Origin of the sequence: Shewanella sp. T24-MNA-CIBAN-0130, from assembly GCF_040310185.1 — a bacterium.
Lineage (GTDB): Bacteria > Pseudomonadota > Gammaproteobacteria > Enterobacterales > Shewanellaceae > Shewanella > Shewanella psychromarinicola.
The window spans coordinates 20,176-43,484 of the sequence record NZ_JBEOPP010000025.1 but is presented as its reverse complement, the minus strand read 5'-3'; the positions used below and the strand labels follow the sequence as shown (position 1 = coordinate 43,484).

At 44.2% G+C, this 23,309-nt stretch carries 22 protein-coding genes and 1 riboswitch; of the genes, 17 read left to right on the top strand and 5 right to left on the bottom strand.

Going from position 1 to position 23,309, the window contains the following annotated elements:
- Positions 1 to 12: 12 nt before the first annotated feature.
- A complete protein-coding gene (locus AAEZ02_RS11685; RefSeq protein WP_351123189.1) occupies positions 13 to 669 on the top strand; it encodes a 3-oxoacid CoA-transferase subunit B in 657 nt (218 codons plus the stop codon).
- A 146-nt stretch (positions 670 to 815) separates the two neighbouring features.
- Here AAEZ02_RS11685 and AAEZ02_RS11680 read toward each other — a convergent pair whose 3' ends face one another.
- Positions 816 to 1,694 (bottom strand): universal stress protein, encoded by an 879-nt coding sequence (locus AAEZ02_RS11680; RefSeq protein WP_101030188.1) that lies wholly within the window; start codon positions 1,692 to 1,694, stop codon positions 816 to 818.
- Positions 1,695 to 3,021: 1,327 nt separating this feature from the next.
- Between AAEZ02_RS11680 and AAEZ02_RS11675 the strand changes: the two genes are divergently transcribed.
- The 11 genes from AAEZ02_RS11675 (at position 3,022) to AAEZ02_RS11625 (ending at position 13,334) form a co-directional block, all read left to right on the top strand.
- Complete coding sequence (locus AAEZ02_RS11675; RefSeq protein ID WP_351123186.1) at positions 3,022 to 3,570, top strand: Na+/H+ antiporter subunit E; 549 nt, start codon at positions 3,022 to 3,024, stop codon at positions 3,568 to 3,570.
- Between the two features lie 684 nt (positions 3,571 to 4,254).
- Positions 4,255 to 4,464, top strand: a complete 210-nt coding sequence (locus AAEZ02_RS11670) for an adenine nucleotide alpha hydrolase family protein (RefSeq protein ID WP_351123183.1) — start codon at positions 4,255 to 4,257, stop codon at positions 4,462 to 4,464.
- 6 nt (positions 4,465 to 4,470) lie between these two features.
- Positions 4,471 to 4,749: an MrpF/PhaF family protein gene (locus tag AAEZ02_RS11665; RefSeq protein WP_335689029.1), complete on the top strand. Its 279-nt coding sequence runs from the start codon at positions 4,471 to 4,473 to the stop codon at positions 4,747 to 4,749.
- On the top strand, positions 4,736 to 5,035 hold the full coding sequence (mnhG, locus tag AAEZ02_RS11660) for a monovalent cation/H(+) antiporter subunit G (protein ID WP_101030183.1): 300 nt from the start codon (positions 4,736 to 4,738) through the stop codon (positions 5,033 to 5,035). The genes AAEZ02_RS11665 and mnhG overlap by 14 nt, the downstream gene beginning before the upstream one ends.
- On the top strand, positions 5,023 to 5,355 hold the full coding sequence (locus AAEZ02_RS11655; RefSeq protein ID WP_232772013.1) for a Na(+)/H(+) antiporter subunit B: 333 nt from the start codon (positions 5,023 to 5,025) through the stop codon (positions 5,353 to 5,355). The genes mnhG and AAEZ02_RS11655 overlap by 13 nt, the downstream gene beginning before the upstream one ends.
- 173 nt (positions 5,356 to 5,528) lie before the next feature.
- Entirely contained in the window at positions 5,529 to 6,188 is a 660-nt protein-coding gene (locus tag AAEZ02_RS11650) for a Na(+)/H(+) antiporter subunit B (RefSeq protein ID WP_351123178.1), read from the top strand.
- Positions 6,185 to 6,493 (top strand): NADH-quinone oxidoreductase subunit K, encoded by a 309-nt coding sequence (locus AAEZ02_RS11645; RefSeq protein ID WP_351123175.1) that lies wholly within the window; start codon positions 6,185 to 6,187, stop codon positions 6,491 to 6,493. The genes AAEZ02_RS11650 and AAEZ02_RS11645 overlap by 4 nt, the downstream gene beginning before the upstream one ends.
- 278 nt (positions 6,494 to 6,771) lie before the next feature.
- A complete protein-coding gene (locus AAEZ02_RS11640; protein WP_351123172.1) occupies positions 6,772 to 8,220 on the top strand; it encodes a complex I subunit 5 family protein in 1,449 nt (482 codons plus the stop codon).
- Positions 8,217 to 9,710, top strand: a complete 1,494-nt coding sequence (locus AAEZ02_RS11635; protein ID WP_101030180.1) for a complex I subunit 5 family protein — start codon at positions 8,217 to 8,219, stop codon at positions 9,708 to 9,710. Before AAEZ02_RS11640 ends, AAEZ02_RS11635 begins: the two co-directional genes overlap by 4 nt.
- Positions 9,710 to 11,011, top strand: coding sequence for a proton-conducting transporter transmembrane domain-containing protein (locus AAEZ02_RS11630; protein WP_351123168.1), 1,302 nt, complete (start codon positions 9,710 to 9,712; stop codon positions 11,009 to 11,011). Before AAEZ02_RS11635 ends, AAEZ02_RS11630 begins: the two co-directional genes overlap by 1 nt.
- A gap of 532 nt (positions 11,012 to 11,543) precedes the next feature.
- Complete coding sequence (locus AAEZ02_RS11625; protein ID WP_124013942.1) at positions 11,544 to 13,334, top strand: acyl-CoA dehydrogenase C-terminal domain-containing protein; 1,791 nt, start codon at positions 11,544 to 11,546, stop codon at positions 13,332 to 13,334.
- A 103-nt stretch (positions 13,335 to 13,437) separates the two neighbouring features.
- Here the strand turns inward: AAEZ02_RS11625 and AAEZ02_RS11620 are convergent, their stop codons facing one another.
- The 4 genes from AAEZ02_RS11620 to AAEZ02_RS11605 all read right to left on the bottom strand — a co-directional run bounded on the left by AAEZ02_RS11620 (position 13,438) and on the right by AAEZ02_RS11605 (position 18,120).
- A complete protein-coding gene (locus tag AAEZ02_RS11620) occupies positions 13,438 to 14,016 on the bottom strand; it encodes a thymidine kinase (protein WP_101030177.1) in 579 nt (192 codons plus the stop codon).
- 170 nt (positions 14,017 to 14,186) lie between these two features.
- Positions 14,187 to 15,752 (bottom strand): Na+/H+ antiporter NhaC family protein, encoded by a 1,566-nt coding sequence (locus tag AAEZ02_RS11615; protein WP_351123163.1) that lies wholly within the window; start codon positions 15,750 to 15,752, stop codon positions 14,187 to 14,189.
- An 83-nt stretch (positions 15,753 to 15,835) separates the two neighbouring features.
- Positions 15,836 to 16,053, bottom strand: a riboswitch (Lysine riboswitch).
- Between the two features lie 392 nt (positions 16,054 to 16,445).
- The gene (locus AAEZ02_RS11610; RefSeq protein WP_124013944.1) at positions 16,446 to 17,369 is read right to left on the bottom strand and encodes an electron transfer flavoprotein subunit alpha/FixB family protein; all 924 of its coding nucleotides are present in this window, start codon (positions 17,367 to 17,369) and stop codon (positions 16,446 to 16,448) included.
- A 1-nt stretch (position 17,370) separates the two neighbouring features.
- A complete protein-coding gene (locus tag AAEZ02_RS11605; protein ID WP_101030174.1) occupies positions 17,371 to 18,120 on the bottom strand; it encodes an electron transfer flavoprotein subunit beta/FixA family protein in 750 nt (249 codons plus the stop codon).
- Between the two features lie 434 nt (positions 18,121 to 18,554).
- Between AAEZ02_RS11605 and AAEZ02_RS11600 the strand changes: the two genes are divergently transcribed.
- The 5 genes from AAEZ02_RS11600 (at position 18,555) to AAEZ02_RS11580 (ending at position 23,084) form a co-directional block, all read left to right on the top strand.
- The gene (locus AAEZ02_RS11600) at positions 18,555 to 18,965 is read left to right on the top strand and encodes an H-NS histone family protein (RefSeq protein WP_124013945.1); all 411 of its coding nucleotides are present in this window, start codon (positions 18,555 to 18,557) and stop codon (positions 18,963 to 18,965) included.
- 162 nt (positions 18,966 to 19,127) lie between these two features.
- Positions 19,128 to 19,523, top strand: coding sequence for an Rcs stress response system protein RcsF (rcsF, locus tag AAEZ02_RS11595; RefSeq protein ID WP_124013946.1), 396 nt, complete (start codon positions 19,128 to 19,130; stop codon positions 19,521 to 19,523).
- 113 nt (positions 19,524 to 19,636) lie between these two features.
- The gene (gene tsaA, locus AAEZ02_RS11590; RefSeq protein WP_101030171.1) at positions 19,637 to 20,425 is read left to right on the top strand and encodes a tRNA (N6-threonylcarbamoyladenosine(37)-N6)-methyltransferase TrmO; all 789 of its coding nucleotides are present in this window, start codon (positions 19,637 to 19,639) and stop codon (positions 20,423 to 20,425) included.
- A 4-nt stretch (positions 20,426 to 20,429) separates the two neighbouring features.
- Positions 20,430 to 21,041 carry an acyltransferase gene (locus AAEZ02_RS11585; RefSeq protein ID WP_124013947.1) on the top strand — a complete coding sequence of 204 codons (612 nt, stop codon included), beginning with the start codon at positions 20,430 to 20,432 and terminating at the stop codon, positions 21,039 to 21,041.
- 327 nt (positions 21,042 to 21,368) lie between these two features.
- Entirely contained in the window at positions 21,369 to 23,084 is a 1,716-nt protein-coding gene (locus AAEZ02_RS11580; RefSeq protein ID WP_351123160.1) for a proline--tRNA ligase, read from the top strand.
- The last annotated feature ends 225 nt before the right edge of the window (positions 23,085 to 23,309 follow it).

Here is a 23,309-nt window from a genome sequence, read left to right as displayed (position 1 = left end):
GGAGATAACACCATGGCATTGACCAGAGAACAACTCGCCCAGCGCGTAGCAAAAGAATTACAAGATGGCTTTTACGTTAACCTAGGCATTGGCATCCCTACCCTTGTAGCTAACTACATTCCTGATGGCATACAAGTGATGTTGCAGTCAGAAAATGGTTTGTTGGGGATGGGCGAGTTTCCTACTGAAGACAATATAGATGCAGACCTTATCAACGCTGGTAAGCAAACGGTGACAGCGGTAGCAGGGGCTTCATTTTTTTCATCAGCAGAAAGCTTCGCCATGATCCGTGGCGGCCATGTCGACCTCACCGTATTGGGTGCATTTGAAGTGGATATTAACGGCTCAATTGCCTCATGGATGATCCCCGGAAAACTGATTAAAGGTATGGGCGGCGCGATGGATTTAGTCGCCGGTGCTGACAATATTATTGTCACCATGATGCACGCAGACAAATACGGCAACTCTAAACTATTGTCAAAATGCGAGTTACCGCTAACCGGTTACGGCTGTATTAAACGGGTGATGACCGATTTAGCTTTTATGGAAATTAAAGAAGGTGCGTTCCATTTACTTGAGCGCGCGCCCGGCGTTACCGTTGAAGAAATTGTGGCCAAAACCGCTGGTAAGTTAATCGTCCCAGTACACGTACCTGAAATGACGTTTTAATTAAGCGAAAACGGTCAATATCAACAAAGCCCGCGACTCTTGATATACTCAATGATGCGGGCTTTGTTTATTATAGAAAATGAACCGCTCAGTAACAGAGATCAGATCTGACGGCGGGTATGGCGGTAAATGTGTACACTAAGCGACTAGGTTAAAGGTGCAAGCAATTGATCATCCGCAGGAATAATCAATACATTTGTGCGCATGCGGCCCAAAACTGATTCGGCAGTATTGCCTATAATATGTCCTAAAACCCCCTGTCGTTGCCGCGCACCAATCACAAAGTATTGACTCTTCAGTCTACAGGCTAACTCATATAAACACAGCTCTGGTTCACCAGCAATGATATGCACGGATCCAGGATCCATATTAAATTTAGCTATCTGTTTTTGATGGTCTTTATAGGCCTTTTTCACCAGGGCATCACAATCAAGTAAATCCATATCGCGCAATACTTTGGGCACTCTAAGAATATAGGCTAAATGCAATTGAGCCCCCGTAGCCTTGGCAAGTTGCTTACCATAAGCCGCCACAACGCTATTGAGCTGTTGTTTAATGGGATCATGGGTAGCGAGATCGACAGCCATCAGAATAGTATTGCTTTTATGGAGCGGATTATCCGTTAACAATAACAACGGGATCCGAGTATGGCGTATTAATTGCCAATCTGTAGGTAAGTAATGATCGGCATGATGCACCGCCTTTACCATAAGGTCGAATCCATGACGGATCGAATGATGACAAGCATGTTCAAATAAATATTTGCTCCACACCATGTGTACCGGAACATCCTCATCATTGAGCGCCGCTAAGTGCTGCTTTAAGTCGGTTTGGCGTTGATCCATTAACTGCTTTTGAGCAACGCTGACTAAACGAGGATTATAGCTTTCAGCACCGCTGAAATAGGCATAAGTATAAGCAAAGACTTCCGCCGTTTTGTTCAGTTGCTTAGCCAGTTGCAATCCGCTGGCGACCGCGTCGGTATGTGCCTGTTCCATTTGAGCAATAATAAACACTTTGTCCATTTAAATCTCCTTATACAAGCTAATTTTTACTGTGTAAAACGCTTGAAAAAAACTCAATTCACGTCATTAAACAAGCATCTATCGGTAAGCTTAATAAAGCTGACTAGCAGGCTTCCCCAACTAATTATCACGCTAATATTCCACTAGCAAAAATGAGGTTAAAAAACTGAGCAAAACGTGAGCAAGTAACTATCTTTAGAGTAGCCAATAAATTATCACTCTAATATTCCACCAGCAAAAATGAGGTTAAAAAACTGAGCAAAACGTGAACAAGTCACTATTTTCAGATTAGCCAATAGCGTAAGTTTGTGCTTAAGTATCGGTACAAAAGTTGATCGAAATCAACTTTTTTAAAGCAATATGAATCAATTATATATTAACCAACTTAGGGGAGAGATATGGCAATAGACAACTTTGTTATGTCACTCATTCTGGTTGCTGGTAGAGTTTTGGATGAACTTAGTAACCGACAGAGGGGCCAATCGTAGTCGGATAAATCACAGCAAGATTAATACTCCAATGGAACGCTTTTTTTGAAGTCTAAAATAAGAAAGGATACCGACGTGTGGTTGTACCCATTTTTAGGAAGCAGATGAAAGGTCAACATTACAGTGAAACCAAGCTCCTCAATATGATTGCGGGCTGATGCCAAATTAATCTACATGGTTATATTGGAATGCTCCTAAAACCTTGGCCAATAATTGTTGACCACTACCTTTGGAGTTTCCCTTTAATACACTGTGATGACCTCAAATGGTGGAATCGTAAAAAATGTGCTTATTGGATGACTAACACTCTGAATATAATATCTTTTTAGCGTGTATTACATTGAAGTAACGGAGTTTGCGATGATGAAATAAGCCATTAAATACGATAATATTCGTCACTCGGAGTTGTAAGAAAATTGATCCAGCTGAGCAGAAACGCTCTGCAGTGCGCTAGGTTCCTTTACATAAGTGTAGGCAAATAGTGCTTCTATCAATAACGAGAAGTAACTAAATTAAAAAAGCCTTCTTGTCATTTAATGATGTAAATAGAACCGGCAGCGTTCTTTTCTGGTGGAGTCCAACGGTAATCATTCAGAAATACGACTAACTAGACGGGACCACTCCTACACTTTGGTGGAGCACGATAAAACGAATAAACGAGCATTTTCCAAAGCATATTTAGTGAATTAGCAGATTATAGATTGGCTGCTGTCGCTGGTTAGGAGAAATAGGAGTTGCCCCTAGTAATGATGCCGTATATGGGTGTATTACATTATACGACGAAATGGTTCTAGGAGATAAGGGATGAGGGATGAGGGATGAGGGATGAGGGATGAGGGATGAGTAGATTATCAAGTAAAAGCTGGTTTAACGATTTGATGAATATTTATTTTCCAATAGCATGGTTTCGCGTGGTTGCTTTTGCCTTTATGTGGGTGATGCTCACTGAGGGGTCAGTCAACTCATGGTTGGTTGGCGCTCCGGTAGTGCTCGTTGCTACGTTGATAAGTATGGTACTGGTGTCTCCTTTTTCCTGCTCGGTGATTCACTCTGCACGCTTCGTACCTTTTTTTATTTGGAACTCCCTTCGTGGTGGTGCCGATGTCGCGTGGTGCGCATTAAATCCCAAAATACCCATAGCCCCGGGCCTAATTGATTTCCCCTTACGTCTGCCACCGGGAATATCCCGTGTATTCATGGTTAATACGGTCAGTCTGTTACCTGGTACATTAAGTGTCAATTTGGGAAAAAACCATTTAAAAGTTCATGTGCTTGATACACGAAAAAATGTGTTGTCGGAACTAATGACGTTAGAAAAAATAGTAGCCAAAATGTTCAAGATCTCTTTGCAAGATGCTAAAGAAGATAAATGCAATCAAGATATTTAAAGACAGACGTTTCCAGTTGGAACCAATGACATTTGCGCACAAGAGCTGGAGAGTAGCGTCACTTTGGCCGAGAATAATCAGGCCTGCTTAACGGTAGTTAACGAGGCGCCATACATTAATGTGAAGAGTTGGGATGTCTGATGGTGGCAAAGGCTTAGCCGATTTGCAGCCGCAATGGTTAGTATACACAAACAACGACTAGAAGCATTCGTCGATCAATTAGCTAAACGGATTAAGATCGAAACTAAGGTGTTCGTTGGTATTCCTTTCTTGAAAGTCATACGTGATATTGTGCAAAACGGCCACGATATAGTGATAGTAGTACCTGAATATCAAAATTTGTTAGCACGGTTGTTTGACAGTGACTATATGCATATTTTGCCCAAGTGCCTATGTACAGTTTGGTTAATCAAGTCGTATTAAAGACTCACAGAGTCATCCTAGTCGATGACACTTATCTACAACCGGAGAGGGAATTTCGGCATAAACTAAATTGTCAGTATTCTGGCTCTGGCCGATGCTGCCGAGTGGCATATCGTGCATGCATTAACTATATTTTGAAATGTATCCATACGTTATGGCAATTAAAGCGTTGTAGGAAAGAGAAATTAACGCCTGTGTCAAGCAAGTTGGCCACAACACGAGGCTATTCTGGATAATCTAGTGTGCGAGGTAAGCGTCAATATGGTGCAGAATACTTTGAACTATCTTAACCCCAAAACCCATCTTGTAAAGGGAGCGGTTCGTAAACAAATACCTGTGCTGGCTAGGCGTATCGATGCCGATCTTGTTGTTATGGGAAATACTGCAAAATCAATCCTGAATCAAAAAGATTGCTTCCTACTCGCGGTCAAACCTCTGGGCCTTAAAACCTCGGTTATATTGGACGATTAAATCCCTATGCAAACTCTATATATCTCACTGGCTTTGTTCCTCTTGCTGAATCTCATTGTTGGAATGTGGCGAGTGTTGCGCGGCCCCACTGAAGCGGATCGCATGTTGACGGCTCAGTTGTTCGGCACCACATCAGTGGCTGTAATGTTATTACTAGCTCAGGCGACGGATAAACCAGCCCTTAATGATGTGGCGTTGGTATTAGCCTTACTTGCGGCGGTAACCGCGGTAACCTTTGTCCGGCGAGTCTGGGGCGATAGGGAGACAAAGCATGACACCCATTAATGTCCTCTCCAGCATACTGCTCTTCACTGGGGGCGTCTTCTTCCTAGCAGGCACTCTGGGTTTATTGCGGTTTCCAGATGTATACACTCGCTTGCATGCCTTGACCAAAGCCGACAACGTGGGTCTGGGTCTGGTGGTCGCAGGATTGGCTGTTCAGGCACAAAGCTGGTTCATCGTTGGGAAACTGCTGCTTATCTGGGCGTTCGTTATGCTCGCTAGCGCAACCACGTCCCATTTGATTGCAAGACGTGCATTGCAGCGAGGTATCAAGCCTTGGAAACGTTAAACCTGCTTTACTGGGGCTTTGATAGCCTGTTGGGAATGAGCTTGTTTTACCTAGCCTGGCAGGCACTCGCCAGCCCGGATATGTTCAAGTCGATTGTGCTGTTTATCAATTTTGGATTGTTAATGGCTTTAGCTTGGGTAAGGCTTAATGCTCCTGATCTTGCCTTGGCTGAGGCGGCTATTGGTGCTGGCCTGACTGGCGCCCTGTTGCTGGCGGCGTTTGCGCGGCTTAAGGATCCCTGCGTCGATGTGTCTGATGGTGAGGAAGGTCAGAAAATTATTCCACATAATTCGATTGAGGGAGAAACAAATGGGGAGTAAAAAGATACTGGATAACCCGAATCAGTTCGAACCTGATATGAATAACATTTCACTGATAGACACTGGCGGCATTATGACTCCCCTTCCCCTTGTCAGTGACTTCAGTGTTGTTTCCTTTTATAAACTGCAATCCAGTCAAAGTCTGGCGGCAGCGCAAAACTAGGAGAGATAATATGGATACCAAGCCTTGGTTGTTGTTGCCGTTATTGCTGGCGCTCGGTGTTGTTCTCAGTTATGCCGTATTGTCTATACCTGAACCTGCGCAAGATCTGCCAACAATGCTGGCCGACAGCATCACGATCAGTGGCGCGCACAATCCTGTGAGTGCGGTGCTTCTGAATTTTCGTGGTTACGATACTTTGCTGGAAATGGCAGTATTGCTGGCAGCTCTGCTTGGCGTGTGGTCTTTGGGCGATATGCCGGCTTATCGCGGATCAGACCCGGACCTGATTCTGGACATCATGTCACGTCAGCTGGTTCCAGTGTTTATTTTGGTCGCCGGGTACCTGCTGTGGACTGGCGCCGATGCGCCGGGGGGAGCCTTTCAAGCAGGTGCTCTTCTGGGAGCGGCTGGTGTACTGCTACGGCTTTGCGGATGGAGGATAGACAACCGTTACTCAGGGCTTCCGTTGAGAGTACTTTTAGTCTTGGGTCTGGGTATGTTTATCATGGCCGGTACGGGGGCGTTGCTGATCGGAGACGAATTCTTACGATATCCACCAGCTTTGGCCAGTGAACTGATGTTGATGATCGAATCGGCGGCTACCCTTTCCATCGGTGCAACACTGGCGGCACTGTTCCTCGGTGGGCGGCCGAAGGGGGAAGACAAGTGAGCCATATTTACCTCTATTCACTACTTGGATTGGGTTTGCTCGTTTTGGGCCTGCACGCTTTAATCGTTTATGCTAATTTGCTGCGCAAAATACTGGCTATCAATGTGATGTGCACCGGGGTGTTTCTGGTTTTGGTATCATTGGCTTCACGTAATAATGATGTCCAACCAGATCCTGTGCCTCATGCCATGGTGATTACCGGTATCGTGGTTGCCGTGTCAGCGACTGCACTGGCACTCATTTTGATGCTAAGGATAAAAAAGGCAATCGGAAAAATCGAACTCGTGGACAGAGATTGTGAATGATATCTCGGTGTCTGGGACCGAGAAAATATGGGCCATGTCATATTGTCTCAATGATTGAGTGCCATGCAGACTTCACAACCAAAGATTGCAGTACAGCAAGAAAGGACTACCAGACAAATTAGTCGAATTTTTATGCTTCAGGCCTGCGATCCACTCGATGGTATATGGCCATATTTGGAACTGGCAGGCCCCGGCTTGTTGAGCTGTCGGGGTTCGTAAAAGAGTTCTGCAGTAATTTAAGGACAGGCTCTGAACACTAAAAAGGACGAGACCGCTGCATGGCGTTAATATTGGAGCAAGTTCCGTGGATTGTGATGCCGATCATATTCCCCTTAATAGGGAGTATGCTTTGCTTCCTGTTTCCGGCTAAAGCTAAATCACTGAGTCTGCTGACTTCGTTGGTTGTTTTGACATGTGTGACTGGGCTCGGCTGGCAACTCAAAGCGTTAGGATCGCTGCGCTACCCCATAGGTGGCTGGGGGGCGCCATTGGGCATCGATCTTTACGCAGATGGTCTGAGTCTGCTAATGCTACTGATGGCGGCGCTGGTAGGTCTAGGTATCAGCATCTATTCCAGCAGTTATTTCAGTCGCGATAAAGCGAACCATTTTTGGCCGTTGTGGTTACTCCTGTGCGGGGCGCTCAATGCACTATTTCTGTCAGCTGATATCTTCAATCTCTATGTCACACTGGAATTACTGGGATTAACGGCGGTGGCTCTTGTGGCGTTAGCCGGTAGCGCCAACGCCCTGATCTCAGCCATGCGTTATCTATTGGTCAGCCTACTGGGCTCCTTGTTCTATCTGTTGGGCGTTGCCCTCATCTATCACAGTGTTGGTAGTCTGGACATTGCAATATTAGCACAACGAGTAGAACCGTCGCCTGCGGTGTGGACGGCGGTGGGATTGATAAGTACCGGCCTACTGCTCAAAACAGCTCTTTTCCCAATGCATTTTTGGTTGCCGCCAGCCCATGCCTCAGCCCCAGCCCCCGTGAGTGCGCTCATGTCCGCATTGGTAGTGAAAGCTTCCTTCTATATTCTGCTACGCATGTGGCTGGAGTTCTTCCAAACTCAGGGTGGTTCATTCGCTAATTTGCTGGGACTGCTTGGGGCAGCGGCCGTCCTTTGGGGCGGAATCCAAGCGCTACGCCAGACACGGTTAAAATTACTTATTGCCTACTCGACAGTATCGCAGCTGGGCTATCTGTTTCTGGCTTTTCCGCTGGGGACTAGCCTTGCCTGGAAGGGGGCGCTATATATGTTGTTTTCCCATGCCATGGCTAAGGCGGCGATGTTCATGGCTGCGGGTAATATTCAGTTTTTGGGGGGGCATGACCGCATAGCGGAACTCGGACCTATAACCCAACGCTTGCCGTTGACATTGACGGCATTCGCCCTAGCAGGTATCAGTATTATGGGGCTACCGCCCAGCGGGGGATTCATTGGCAAGTGGTTATTACTGCAGGCATCAATAGAATCCGGACAGTGGTGGTGGGGAATTATTCTGCTCCTTGGTGGATTTCTGGCCGCTGGCTATGTGTTCAAAGTCATTGGCCATGTTTTCACCCATGACGAGCCTACAAACCAAGCTGGAAAGCTGCCGGCCACGATGGAGTGGAGCGCTTTGGGGTTGGCTTTAATAGCAGTGCTCTTGGGCATATTCACTTACTGGCCGTTGGCAATGTTAGAAATGGGTTCCCCTATTGGCACAGGATATAGTGGATGAATTGGAATACGGCTCTGCCCTTGTTGATCCTTGCCAGCTCTTTCTTGCCGGGACTGATAATATTCTGTTTACCCGAGGATCGTGTCGTCACCCGCACAATGCTTAATCTGGCAGGTGCGCTATTTAAGATTGTGCTGGTCGGGGGAATGTTTTGGGGCATGTTACATGGCTATCATTTTGAGGCTCGCCTAGCCCTCTTGCCAGGACTCGATTTGGTTCTGCGTTCCGGTCCATTGGCGATGCTTTTCGTGACACTTTCTTCCGGACTGTGGCTGGTCACTACCGTTTATGCAATTGGATATCTGGAGGAGTCACCTCATCGCAGCCGCTTTTTTGGCTTCTTCAGTCTGTGTGTCACTGCCACTACAGGTGTTGCCCTTGCGGGGAATTTGATTACCTTCCTGTTGTTTTATGAACTACTGACCCTGTGTACTTACCCGCTGATTGTCCACCGCGGAACTGACATAGCACGCCAGGCCGGCAGAAATTACCTAATTTATACTATCATTGGGGGGGCATTGCTGCTGCTGTCATCTGTGTGGCTCTATACGCTTGCTGGCACCCTGGAGTTTACCGATCGCGGATTCCTGTCTGGTCTTGATGCCTCTTTGCACCCAACGCTGATGATAATCTTCGGCTTGTTGATTGCCGGCTTGGGTGTAAAAGCGGCTTTGATCCCCTTGCATGGCTGGCTACCTCAGGCCATGGTTGCCCCTGCGCCCGTAAGTGCGCTGCTGCATGCCGTTGCTGTGGTAAAGGCGGGCGCATTTGGCATAATACGGGTGGTTTATGAAGTATATGGCATTGAGTTCGCTAACAGTTTGGGGCTAACCTTGCCCCTAGCGACACTGGCTGCTGCGACCATAATTTATGGCTCGCTGCGTGCCTTATTTCAGGACGAACTTAAACGTCGACTCGCATTTTCTACCGTCAGCCAAGTGTCCTATATTGTGCTAGGCATAGCGCTTGCCAGTCCTATCGCGACGCTGGGAGGTCTGATCCATCTAGTGCATCAGGGGGTGCAAAAAATCACCCTTTTTATGTGCGCAGGTAACCTCGCCGAGACCCTAGGAATTCATAAAATCAGCGAGATGAACGGGGTTGGACGTCGGATGCCTTGGACCATGGCGGCATTCACCATTGGCGCCTTCGGTATGATAGGTGCGCCGCCGCTCGCAGGTTTTTTTAGCAAATGGTATCTAGGGCTGGGGGCATTGGACGCTGGGCAAGGCTGGGTGATATATGTTCTGGCGGTAAGTAGTGTCCTCAACGCAGCCTACTTTTTACCCATATTGTATACCGCTTGGTTCAAGACCCCTCCCGATAACTGGCCGGCCGAACGATCTTTTGGAAATAAAGAGACCGCTTGGACATTACTTCTCCCCCCCGTGGTTACCGCGCTGTTGACATTGGCTTTGGGGCTTCTGGCGTCTGCACCGTTTAACCTATTGGAATGGACTCGATTAATTGTAAGTCGAGGATTTGCCTAATGAACGCCATAGTGAGTGTATTCCTACTTTTATCAGCACTAGGCTTGCCGCTGCTGTTGGCGTTCCCTGCACTGCACACTCACCTACCTAGGCCGATACATATGGCGCTGTTGCCAGCTGTTATGCTCGTGTTTATCCCTGTGGATTTGGCTATTGAACTGCCCTGGTTTTGGCAGGGCGCTGGCTTGGGTGTCGACGCGCTATCCCGCTGGTGGCTGGCTATGTCGGTGGTGGTGTGGGGCGTTGGAGCAGCCTTTTTTCCTACGCCAGCCAAACGTAATATCTATAATCCACAGACTAGTTTATTGCTATTATTTATGGTGGGGCAGATTGGCGCAGTGCTGGCGACGGATATGATGGTCTTCTTCAGCTTTACGACTCTGATGAGCTACTCGTGTATTGGCCTCTTGCTTGCTCATGGTGATGAAGCTACGCGCCGCGCTGGGCGGATATATTTGGTGCTACTGATCCTGGCAGACATCCTGCTATTCGAGGCCATGATGATGGCCACAGCAACAACACAATATCTGGACTTCGCCACCTTAGCCAAAGCAATGACGCTATCAAAGTCATCCTCTTTTTATCTATCGATGGTCATTGTCGGCATCGCCCTCAAGGTAGGAGTGTGGCCATTACATCGATGGCTATCTCTGTCTTATTACTCGGTTCGGCCGGCGATGGCGCTGCTATTGTGGCTCGGCCCCGTCGCCACTGGCTTGCTTTGTGGCCTGCGTTGGTTGCCGTTGGGTGAACTTGCCGCACCCATGGCTGGGGCCGTGCTGATAGCTATCGGCTTTGCGACAATCCTTTATGCCATGCTGTCGGTTTTGTGGGTTCAATGGAAACAGCGACTTATCTGTGTTTTCTTCATTTCGACGGGAGGCGTTGTTATAGGCTTGGGGATGGGGTTGATAGAACCTGCCCTATGGAACCAATATGGAGGCTCGGCCCATGTCATCGTTGCCTCTCTAGGATGGGGGCTGGCATTGATGACAGCTAGGTTAGAATGGTTCAAGGATAGAGGGGAAACATCCGCATCGAGCAATGAGAACCTCACAGAATTGACTATAGAGCGCTGGTTTGATGCCTTCATTCGTTGGGGAAGGTGGATGGGAAACGAGACTTTGCCAGAACTGCGTGCTTCATGGTTTGCCAGATGGAAGGGATTCTGGCAAAAGCGAGGCTGGCAAAACGCGTTCGACACCGGTGAATACTTTTTGCAGCGTTGGTCAATTGCGACCACTCTATTGTTACTCTTAGTTCTTGTGATTCTGGTTCTTTTGCTGCTGGATGCTATGTAGACCCAGTAAGATAAGTTACTTGATAGAACATAATAAAATTGGCTTAGATCCCGAAGTATCCCACGAATTTAATAACATGCTTGTGGATCCTTGATTAAATCTTGCAACGTCTTAACTCCTACTAGCCAGTGAGATTTCAGCCGCTTCAAATACTTATATTTTTAGGCTCTTAAGCTTCAACATTATTTTGATAGCTTATTTTATCTCATCTGTTATGCCAAGTTGAGATTATACCGACCAGACAAAACCCATTTTGTGTTCGCTTGCTGTGTATAAAAACGCTTTCATTAGTACTGATCTTTTCAAGCCCAAGTAAGGTATTAATATAGCGGTAAGCAACAGATAGATTAAAGAGTAAATAAATCGTTACAGTGTCGCCAAAAAGATAAGTTTACCCTGATGTAAAAAACTGAGTTTTTACTCGAATTTGCGTATGTTAGATAAGCATACATAATCTGATTCGACCAGTAGCAATGGTTACGACTTGTTACCGAGACCAAACTTAAATATAACATAACCAAGGAACGACCTTATGCCAATTTACCAAGCTCCTCTTCGTGATTATCAATTCATTCTGTCTGAACTGCTTAATGTTTATCAACAAACTGATTTACGCGGCTTTGATGAATTAGATGCAGATCTCACTGATGCAATTTTACAAGGTGTCGCCGACTTCACTACCGACATCATGTTGCCTCTCAATGCTAGTGGTGACTTGGAAGGTTGTAAACTGGTCGATGGCAAGGTCATTACCCCTTCTGGTTTTAAGCAAGCTTATAAGCAATATGTAGAAGATGGTTGGGCCACATTAACTTGCGATCCTGAGTTTGGCGGCCAAGGTCTGCCAGAAGTTATTGGCACATTTGCTACCGAAATGAAAACGGCTACTAACATGGCTTTTGCTATGTATCCAGGGTTAACCCATGGTGCTTATTCGGCTATTCATGTGCACGGCAGTGATGCATTAAAGCAAAAGTACTTAGCCAAGCTAGTCAGTGGCGAGTGGACCGGCACCATGAACTTAACCGAGTCCCATGCTGGTACCGATTTAGCGTTACTTCGCACCAAGGCTGTCCCAGCCGGTGATGAGCTTTTTGCCATTAGTGGTGAGAAAATTTTTATATCATCTGGTGATCATGATCTAGCCGAAAATATTATTCACTTAGTATTAGCTCGCCTGCCTGATGCGCCAGAAGGCGTTAAAGGGATTTCGTTATTCGCAGTGCCTAAGTTTTTAGTCAATGCCGATGGCAGCCTAGGCGAAGCAAACACTCTGAGTGCGACAGGCCTTGAACATAAAATGGGAATTCACGGCAACTCGACTTGTGTAATGCATTTTGACGGCGCAATAGGCGAATTAGTTGGCGCAGCGCATCAAGGCTTAAAAGCCATGTTCACCATGATGAACCAAGCGCGTTTAGGTGTCGGTATTCAAGGTTTAGGCGTATCCGATATTGCTTACCAAAATGCATTGGTCTATGCCAAAGATCGTATTCAAGGCCGCGCCTTAAGTGGTGTTAAACAACCTGAGAAAGCCGCAGACTCTTTGTTAGTGCATGGTGACATTCGACGTATGTTGTTATCACAAAAGTCTTTCAATGAAGGTACACGTGCGCTAATGGGCCAACAGGCGTTATGGCTTGACCAAGTAGAACGTCATGCAGACCCTGAAAAAGCTAAACAAGCTAATGCACTTGCCGCCTTGTTTACGCCTATTGTTAAAGGCTTTGTCACCGACCAAGGCTTTAAAGCTTGTGTTGATGCCCAGCAGGTTTATGGCGGGCATGGGTATATTAATGAATGGGGTATGGAGCAGTATGTGCGTGATATTCGTATCGCGATGATTTACGAAGGCACAAATGGCGTACAGGCTCTCGATTTAGTTGGCCGAAAATTACTGAGCGACAAAGGCGCAGCATTAACGGTATGGTCGGGCATGGTGAAACAGTTAATTCAAGAAAACGCTAGCAACGAAGCCATGAAGCCTTATATTGCAGGGTTAATGGATGCGGCGGGCGATCTTGAAAAAGCCACTGGCTTTATAGTGCAATCAGCCAGCAAAAACCCAGACCTTATTGGCGCAGCATCAATGCCGTATATGCAACTCTTTGGAATTACCGCACTCGCTTGGATGTGGACCCGTGTGGCGGCAACATCATTGGCCGCATTAGAGGCTGGCACTGAAGAAGCCGAGTTTTATCAAGCTAAGCTTAATACGGCAAAATTCTTCATGAGCTACTGGGGCAGCCAAACTCGCAGCCTACGCAAACAAATTGAGTCTAGTAGCGCCGATATTGTCGATTTCGCAGAAGCCGACTTTTAATCACGGTATGATGCTGTCAAAACAACCGTAAAAAATCCTAAAAAAAACCGCTTCAATATCCATTGAAGCGGTTTTTATTTTATTCTGTCGCAGTAATTAAGTGTTAATCCCACAAAAATTCGCGAAAATGTTTACGGCAAACCGACTCGTAACTTTCATTACCGCCAATCTCAACTTGCTCACCTTCGCGCATTGGATTACCTTCATGATCAAGGCGAACCACCATGTTGGCTTTACGGCCACAATGACAAATGGTTTTCAGTTCGACTAGCTTGTCTGCCCACGCTAATAAGTAATGACTACCCGTAAACAATTCACCTTGAAAATCATTGCGCAAGCCATAACATAACACCGGGATATCGAGGTTATCTACAACATGTGTTATCTGCCTGACTTGGGCTTTACTTAAAAACTGACATTCATCAATCAATACACAGTGAATTTTTTGCTCATGATTCGAAGTCGAAATTAACTCAGTTAAATTATCGGTGCTACCGAACACCTGTGCCTCAGTTTCAATACCAATACGCGATGCCACTTTACCAACACCATAACGATTATCTATTGATGCCGTCATCACTAACGTGTGCATACCGCGCTCACGATAATTATAAGAAGACTGCAGTAATGACGTTGATTTACCGGCATTCATCGCCGAATAATAAAAATACAGTTGCGCCAAAGTTAAGCGTCCTAATGTTTAGCCAGATAATATCGTCCATATTACCTTTTCTAGCATCGTAATGAAAAACAAAAATGGCGTATTCGTTACCCATACGCCATTTTTTCGATGTGACACAAAGTGAGGCCATTCAGCTGAACAAGACCATCATTTACAAAAAGCAACCTTATTCATATCGCGCATTTTCTAGCCCAAAAGCGCAGGATCACAATACTGATCACAAATAATATCGAGCAACAAACAAGCCCGGCCATTAATGAACCGGTAAAACCAAGTACGATATAACCCACTAAACTAACCAAGGCCGCAATAAGTGCATAAGGCAACTGAGTCACAACATGGTCAATATGATGGCAACTGGCTCCGGTTGATGACAAAATCGTGGTGTCTGAAATAGGCGAACAATGATCACCAAATACAGCACCAGAAAGCACCGCTGCCAGCATAGGTAACATCATAGTGCTATCACTGCCCATCGCCATATCGGCCGCTATCGGTAGCATAATGCCAAAGGTGCCCCAACTCGTTCCGGTTGAAAATGCGGTAATACCAGCTAATAAAAATAACATTGCTGGTAACAAAGCAAATGGAATGTTGTCAGTAGCCAAACTGGCCATGTACTTACCGGTTTCAAGCTGACCAATTACGCTGGAAATAGTCCAAGCAAATAATAAAATGTAAATTGCAGGTAGCATTGAACGTGCACCAACAGACATTCCTTTGAACAGCATAGACAGCTCAACTTTCTGCTGGAACGCTAACAATACGGTGACAATCAATCCCACTAAAGATCCAAAAAATAGAGAAAAACTGACGTCTGTATTTTCGAATGCGCCTAACACACTAAACACTTGGTCTTTGGCTACTAATGCCTCAGCGCCACTGGAAACCATAAAGTAAACGGTCGCAAACACTAATATGGCGATAGGTAAAAACAACCCAATCACTTTACCGGTGTCAGCTTCCGGTAAATCGGTCACGGCGCCAGGTGGCTTGCCTTTTGATTCATCAAATAAGTTACCTCGAAGTGCATTCAATTCATGCTGGCGCATTGGACCCACATCTAAGCCAAAAATCGCCACACACACTAATAACAGTAACGAGAACAACGCATAAAAGTTCATTGGGATCATTTGAATGAACACACTTAGATGACCAGAATCAGCAAAACCATGTGCCGTTAAAATACCGCCAATGAGCGCAATAATATATGCACCCCAGCTCGATACAGGAGAAATAACGCAAATAGGAGCTGCTGTAGAGTCAAGAATATAGGCGAGTTTAGCGCGTGAAATATGATATCGGTCTGTAATAGGTCGAGAAATAGAACCCACAACTAAACTGTTGAAGTAATCATCAATAAAGACTACACAACCGAGAAAAATGGTCATTAACTTTGCATCACGCTTATTACGAATGCGCAGTTTGGCCCAATCGGCAAACGCTCGAGCCGATCCACTCACGGTGATCAGCGCAGTGATCATCCCAAGTACAATTAAAAACCCTAGAATATAAACATTCCATGAACTCAGCTCACCGTCTTTCCAGACAAGCTGGCTAGCGGTTTGCACGATATACTCACCCGTTCCAACCAGCGAAAACTGAGTGAGTAATAAGGCACCAAAAATAATACCTAAACCTAAGGATAATAAAACTTTACGGGTTAAAATGGCTAACGTAATTGCCACAAGAGGAGGCAATACAGAAAGAGCCGAATCGGCATAACTTGTCATCATAATAGTTAATTTATGTCTTCGCTGGATACGAATGAAGCAACACTAGAAATAAGACTAAGCATACACAGAAAGCATATGCACAACTTACTAGTAGCACTCCACAGCAATACCCATTTAATATGAATATCATTATTTTTATCTTATCGATAAAAAACACCATGACAGTGCAGTCCCTTTCAAGAACTGCCCCAACAAATGCGCTTGATAGACCCATTTGCTTCGGCATTGCATCCTTTTATGTTGAATTATTGGCATCACCCAATTCAACATGACTTTTATGCAACGCACCTCTACTTTTGTTGTTTGCACTTAAAGCTCATTACAAACAGCGCGAACATACAACCATAAGTAGCATATGCAATGCCAGTAAAAAAACACTTAACGGAAGTGCAAATAACAATAACACCAATTTAAACTACAACCTCTTAGCATTAATGTAACGTTTTTACATAAAACACACGCTAGCGTAACGGGCACAGAAATAGCAACGGCATACAAGCGTCGACATTTGGACAGAAACCTCTTTTCAAGATCAGGATAGATCCAGTAATAATCCAAAAGTAATCCAATAAAAAGGTTTCTACCTTATGAGTAGAAACCTTTTAGAATCAATCGACAAGACGCTCAATAACACTTCTACATCAGTAGCCATTGCTGACTAGATCAACTCGCATCTCTCTAATTTAAGCCCGATTATACGAGATTATTCAGTGCTGGTACCGCTTCAAATAAATCGGCAACCAGTCCATAATCAGCCACTTGAAAAATAGGTGCTTCTGGATCTTTATTAATCGCTACAATCACTTTTGAATCTTTCATACCGGCAAGATGTTGAATCGCACCAGAAATACCTACCGCAATATACAAGTCAGGTGCGACAATCTTACCCGTTTGACCCACTTGTAAATCGTTTGGCACAAAACCAGCATCCACAGCCGCACGAGATGCGCCAACAGCCGCGCCTAGTTTATCTGCCAATTGCTCTAATAAAGCAAAGTTCTCACCGTTACCCATGCCACGGCCACCAGACACAATAATGCCTGCATTACCGAGTTCAGGACGGACTGATTCAGTTAACGATTGAGATACAAATTCAGTGCGGGCATCAATTGCTTGGCTTAAGTTTATCGCTTCAGCACTGCCTGTTGAGGCCGCAGCATCAAAGGCACTTGAGCGCACAGTCATGACTTTCTTGGCATCCAAGCTCTGAACTGTAGCAAGTGCATTACCAGCATAAATAGGGCGTACAAAAGTGTCACTGCTTACCACTTCAATCACTTCAGAAATCTGAGCAACGTCTAATAATGCTGCCACACGAGGTAAGGTATCTTTACCTACGCTCGAAGCCGCAGCCAAAATGTATTCGTAATCCGCCGCTATTTCAACGACCAGTTTTGAAACATTTTCAGCTAATTGAGCACCATATAATGCCGCATCTGCTACTAAGACTTTACTCACACCCGCTAAACTTTGTGCTGCACTTACCGCGGCAGAACAATCAACACCAGCAACCAATACATGAATATCACCACCAATGGCTGCAGCAGCGCTAACCACTTTAGCCGTATCAGTTTTCAGACTGATATTATCGTGTTCTGCTAATACTAAAATGGTCATATTAGATCACCTTCGCTTCATTTTTTAACTTATCAACTAGCTCTTCAACAGAAGACACCATGATGCCTGCTTTACGCTCAACAGGAGGCGTAACGCTTAGTACCGTTTGATGTGTCTTTAAGCTCACACCAAGATCTGCTACCGTCATTATCTCTAATGGCTTACGCTTAGCCTTCATAATATTAGGTAATGAAGCATAACGAGGCTCATTCAAACGTAAGTCAACCGTAACAATCGCAGGTAATGGCATTTTTAAGGTTTGTAACCCACCATCTACCTCACGGATAACCGTAACAATATCACCCTCAACGTTGACTTCTGATGCAAATGTTGCTTGTGGCATATCAGTTAAAGCCGCTAACATTTGTCCAGTTTGATTGTTATCGCCATCAATTGACTGCTTACCAAAAATAATTAATTGCGCTTGCTCTTTTTCTTGCACCGCTTTTAAAAGCTTTGCTATAGACAACGGCACTAGCTCTTCATCGGTTTCAATATGAATCGCTCGGTCTGCACCTAATGCCATTGCTGTTCTTAATTGTTCTTGCACCGCTTTAGAACCAACACTCACTACCACAACTTCAGTAGCAATACCGGCTTCTTTTAAGCGAACAGCCTCTTCTATCGCAATTTCGCAAAATGGGTTTAACGCCATTTTAAGGTTTGTCATATCAACACTTGTGTTGTCAGCTTTTACTCTGACCTTCACATTGGAATCGACTACGCGTTTAACTGGCACCAATACTTTCATAGGGTTTCCTTCCTACACCTTCAATGCATTTGGACAACACATTGGCGTTTGCCAATGCAAGATGGGTTAACTTTACGTTCTGTTAACGTGAACGTCAATCAAAGTCAAACGCTTGTTTACATATTTTTTGTTGTTATGGTGGCAATCAAACTAAACAAACAGAGTTGAATTAGGGCTTAATGAGAACGCTGAGTTAAATTTTATTTCATAAACAGATAATTTAATTTGATTCAATGCCAAATAGTTTCTATTATTACATCTATATTCAGTATTTATTTAGCTGTATTGGTAATAATTAGACAAATAATCTGATTTATATCTGATTTAGATTAAGAATAACGACTAAATAAACCATCAGTGGCACTGAAACGTTAATAACTTTATATCTTATAACTGTTTATTTTTATAAATCAATCATTAGGAAACTACATATCATGAGTGACTTTTTACACATATTAACCCACGGTCGCCGTTTTAAAGCTGCAGTAAAAGAATTGTCGCTTGATGATTTGCGTGAAGCCGCTGCAAAATTAGAAAAAATTATTGCCGAACGTCAAGAAGAAGAGAAATTAGAACTCGAAGCTAATGCTGAGCGTAATGCACGTATTGCTGAAATTCTTGCCCAAATTCAAAACAGTGGTTTATCAATTGAAGATTTAGGTGAAGTTACCTCTTCAGCTAAAACGTCGACCAAAAAACGTGCGCCACGTCCACCAAAATATCAAATCACCATTGATGACAAATTAATTCAATGGACTGGTCAAGGGCGTATGCCAACCGTATTCAAACAACAAGTTGATAGCGGAAAGAACATGGCTGAATTTTTAATTCCTGGTATGGAATAATTTTTCTGACTTAATGGTTAACAACACAATTACCCCTTAAATTTGAAAAGAGCTTACTTCGGTAAGCTCTTTTTTTATGGCCTTTAATCGCTTTATCATCGCCATCAGACAAGGTAAACTCACCCTTGTTGATCCATTTCCCATTAATAGAAGGTTACGGCTATGACTTTTCCTCTTAAACCTATTTTTATTATCTCCGGTATCGCATTATTATTGAGTGCTTGTGCAAGTGATTACACATTCAAAAGTAATTTAGACAGTAAAAATATCAATGATTACTTTAAAGCCAGTGATGTCCAATTATACGAAGGTAACCAACTACCAAAAGGACCGTTTGCAGTATTAGGCTTAGTTGAAGGTGAAGCCTGTCAAGAAAGCAGCCAAGATGCACCGCCACAAATGGCCGTTGCACGTACTAATGCTAGAAGAGCAGCAGCCGATTTGGGCGCTAATGGATTCGTGGTTAAAAGTTGCTTTATTCTTGCAGAAGCGGACACCAGTTGTTTTAGTCGTGCACTATGCGTAGGTCAAGCCATTAAAACGCCTACAGAAAAATAATAACTCAATATAATATATTGGTAGCCTGTAAATGATGAGTGCCCATATAATACTCATCAAGATTTTTTATATTTTATGTCTGATTTCCTTTTTATGTTTAATCCAGGTATTGCATGACACAAGGTAACGATCAACACGGTCAAACAGATCCTATAAATAACAGATCTCGCGTTCCATTTAGCAGCCAATTAAATGCTGTTGCAATATGCCGAACACCTTATAAACAAAAGTTTGGTATTCCGCGTCAGCCCGGCTTAGTCGATGTGGTTGGTTATATTGAATTTGAACCTGCTTTTAATCACATTGATGCCGTCAGAGGGATAGAACAAAACTCGCACTTATGGTTATTATTTTGTTTCCATGAAAATATAGCACAAGGCTGGAAAACGATGGTACGCCCTCCCCGTTTAGGTGGTAATGAAAAATTGGGCGTATTTGCCACACGCTCAACGTTTCGCCCCAATGGTATTGGCCAGTCAGTGGTCAAACTCCATGGCGTGGTTCAACGCAAAGGTAAAGTCTGTTTAATAATATCGGGGATGGATTTATTAGACGGTACTCCTATCATTGATATTAAACCGTATATTCCTTTTTCTGATGCCATTGTCGATGCAAAAAGCGGCATAGCCCAAGATGCTCCCGTACTTATTGCGGTAACTTATACCGCAATAGCGCTGACACAAATAGCTCAATATGCTGCTATAGAACAATACCAAGGCTTAGCCGAATTAATTAACGGGGTATTATCTCAAGACCCGCGACCCGCTTATAAAAAAAATAAAGATGACCCCAAATTATATCAAGTTGCATTGTACGATTTAGATATTTTTTGGCATATCACTTCTCAAGGTATCGAAGTATTAGAGCTTAAACCGACCAAAGTGACATTATTAAAGGATTAAGCCAATGACAGACATTGATTACCAAGCTCAACACAAAAAACGTTTGTCATGGATGCCATGGCTGTATTTTTCGCTTAAAACAAAACATTTAGCATGGGCAAAGCCCTGGCAAGATGACATTCAGCAGCGGTTGCGTCAGCTTGAAACCATTCATATTGGTGAACAATGCTTTATAGCGCCACAAGCTCAGCTTTTTGCCGAACCCAGTAGAGACATCAGCATTGGAGATCAATGCATGATTGCCGCCGAAGTGTTTATGCATGGTCCAATCACCCTAGGCAATGAAGTGGCCATTAATCATGGTTGTAGCTTAGATGGCGGCCGCAACGGCATCAAAATTGGCAGCCAAACCCGCATAGCTAATAACGTGACTATATATGCCTTTAATCATGGCATGTCACCCGACACCCCCGTTTATCAACAACCCGCAACATCAAAAGGTGTCGTGATTGGCCAAGATGTATGGATTGGCGCTCAAGCAGGCATTGTTGACGGTGTGACCATTGGGGATCATGCTGTTATTGGTATGGGCTGCATTGTCACAAAAGATGTTCCACACTACGCCATTGTTGCTGGTAATCCTGCCCGAGTCATTGGCGATAGACGTAAAAAATAACCTCAAATTGGAATAGAAGATGAGCTAAATCGACAAAAACGGATTGACTTCAAGTCTGCAATATCAAACTTTCCATTTGTTTACCAACAAGGCGCATTGATGCGTCAATAGCGTGCCTATAGCAATTTAACGTCTACGTGAATACAACACAGATAGCAGGACAAAGAGTGGTTTGATAACCGTTTATTATCCGGCGCGGAAGTTAAATAATAATATCCCGCCATTAAAGCACCACAAAGCCTACTTTTGAGTCGAATTAGCAGGTGACATCATTGAAGCAGGTGCTAAAATGATGCTCATTCATAGTAACTATTTTGGACATTGGGAATGCGAGTTAACAAGTACCTGCTTTCAACACAAAAAGAAACCCCTGCAAATGCAGAGGTGGTTAGTCATCAGTTAATGTTACGTGCCGGTATGATCCGTCGTAATGCTTCAGGTCTCTACACTTGGCTTCCGTCAGGTTTACGTGTATTACGTAAAGTTGAAGCTATTGTTCGTGAAGAAATGAACAAAACAGGCGCTATCGAAATATTAATGCCGTTAGTACAACCTGCTGATCTATGGGTTGAAACAGGCCGTTGGGACAAATTTGGTCCTGAGTTATTGCGTTTCCAAGACCGTAATAATCGTGACTTTGTATTGGGACCAACCCATGAAGAAGTGATCACCGATTTAGTCCGTAAAGAGCTAAACTCATACAAACAACTGCCGTTAACACTATACCAAGTACAAACCAAATTCCGTGATGAAGTACGTCCACGTTTTGGCGTCATGCGCGCGCGCGAATTCTTGATGAAAGATGCCTATTCTTTCCATTTAGATCAACAAACCATGGACAGTACTTACCATGCAATGCATACCGCATACAGCAATATACTGACTCGTATGGGCTTATCGTTCCGCCCTGTACTAGCTGATACGGGCTCTATTGGTGGCAGCATGTCGCATGAATTCCATGTGCTCGCAAGCAGTGGTGAAGATTTAATCGCTTATTCAACGGGCAGCGACTATGCCGCTAACATTGAAAAAGCTGAATCACCTATGCCAACCCAAACACGCGCAGAGCCAACTGAAGCAATGACGTTGGTCGCGACACCTAACGCAAAAACAATTGCCGAATTGGTTGAGCAATTTAATGTCGTCATCACCCAAACAGTTAAAACCTTAATTGTTAAAGGCGCGACTGAAGAAGCACCATTGGTGGCATTAGTTATCCGTGGCGATCATGAACTTAACGAAGTCAAAGCCGACAAGCTTGAATTAGTCGCATCGCCATTTGAATTTGCATCAGAAGCTGAAATTCGAGAAGCCGTTGGCGCAGGTCCTGGTTCTATCGGACCTGTCGGCTTAACTATGCCGATTATTGTTGATCACAGTGTTACTGTGATGAGCGATTTTGCCGCAGGTGCTAACGCTGAAGATAAGCATTATTTCGGTATCAACTGGGAGCGAGATTTCCCTTTAGCAACCGCTGCTGACATTCGTAATGTGGTTGAAGGTGAACCGACCCCAGATGGCCTTGGTACTTATGCAATGGCTCGTGGTATTGAAGTCGGCCATATTTTCCAGTTAGGAACAAGTTACTCTACATCAATGAATGCCACAGTGTTAGATGAAAACGGCAAAGCACAGGTGTTGTTGATGGGTTGTTATGGTGTCGGCGTGAGCCGTATTGTGGCTGCTGCCATTGAGCAAAACAACGATGATCGCGGCATTATTTGGCCAGAAGCAATTGCACCATTCACGGTGGGTATTTTACCCATGAATATGCATAAATCCCATCGCGTTGCTGACATCGCTGAAAAACTTTACCAAGACTTAGCGGATGCCGGTATTGAAGTATTAATGGATGATCGTAAAGAACGTCCTGGTGTTATGTTTGCTGATATGGAATTAATCGGTTTACCCCATGTTGTGGTTATTGGCGACCGCAATATCGATGCTGGCGTATTTGAGTACAAAAATCGTCGTACTGGTGAGAAACAAGATATCCCATTTGATGAGATTGTGGCGTTTTTAACCAAGGCCGCTAAAGGTTAACCCTGAATAATTAACAACAATACATTTTAAAAACGCACTTTATGGTGCGTTTTTTTATTGCTTCAAGAAAAACAGATGATACCTTTTTGATCAGTAATATTTAATGTTCAATGCTTAATGCTTACTGTTTACTCATAGACTGCTTACTCGCATTAAGATGAGAAACAGACGATAAATAGCATAGTCGACTTATTGGTAACTGGTATAAACTCGAAAAAGAATTCA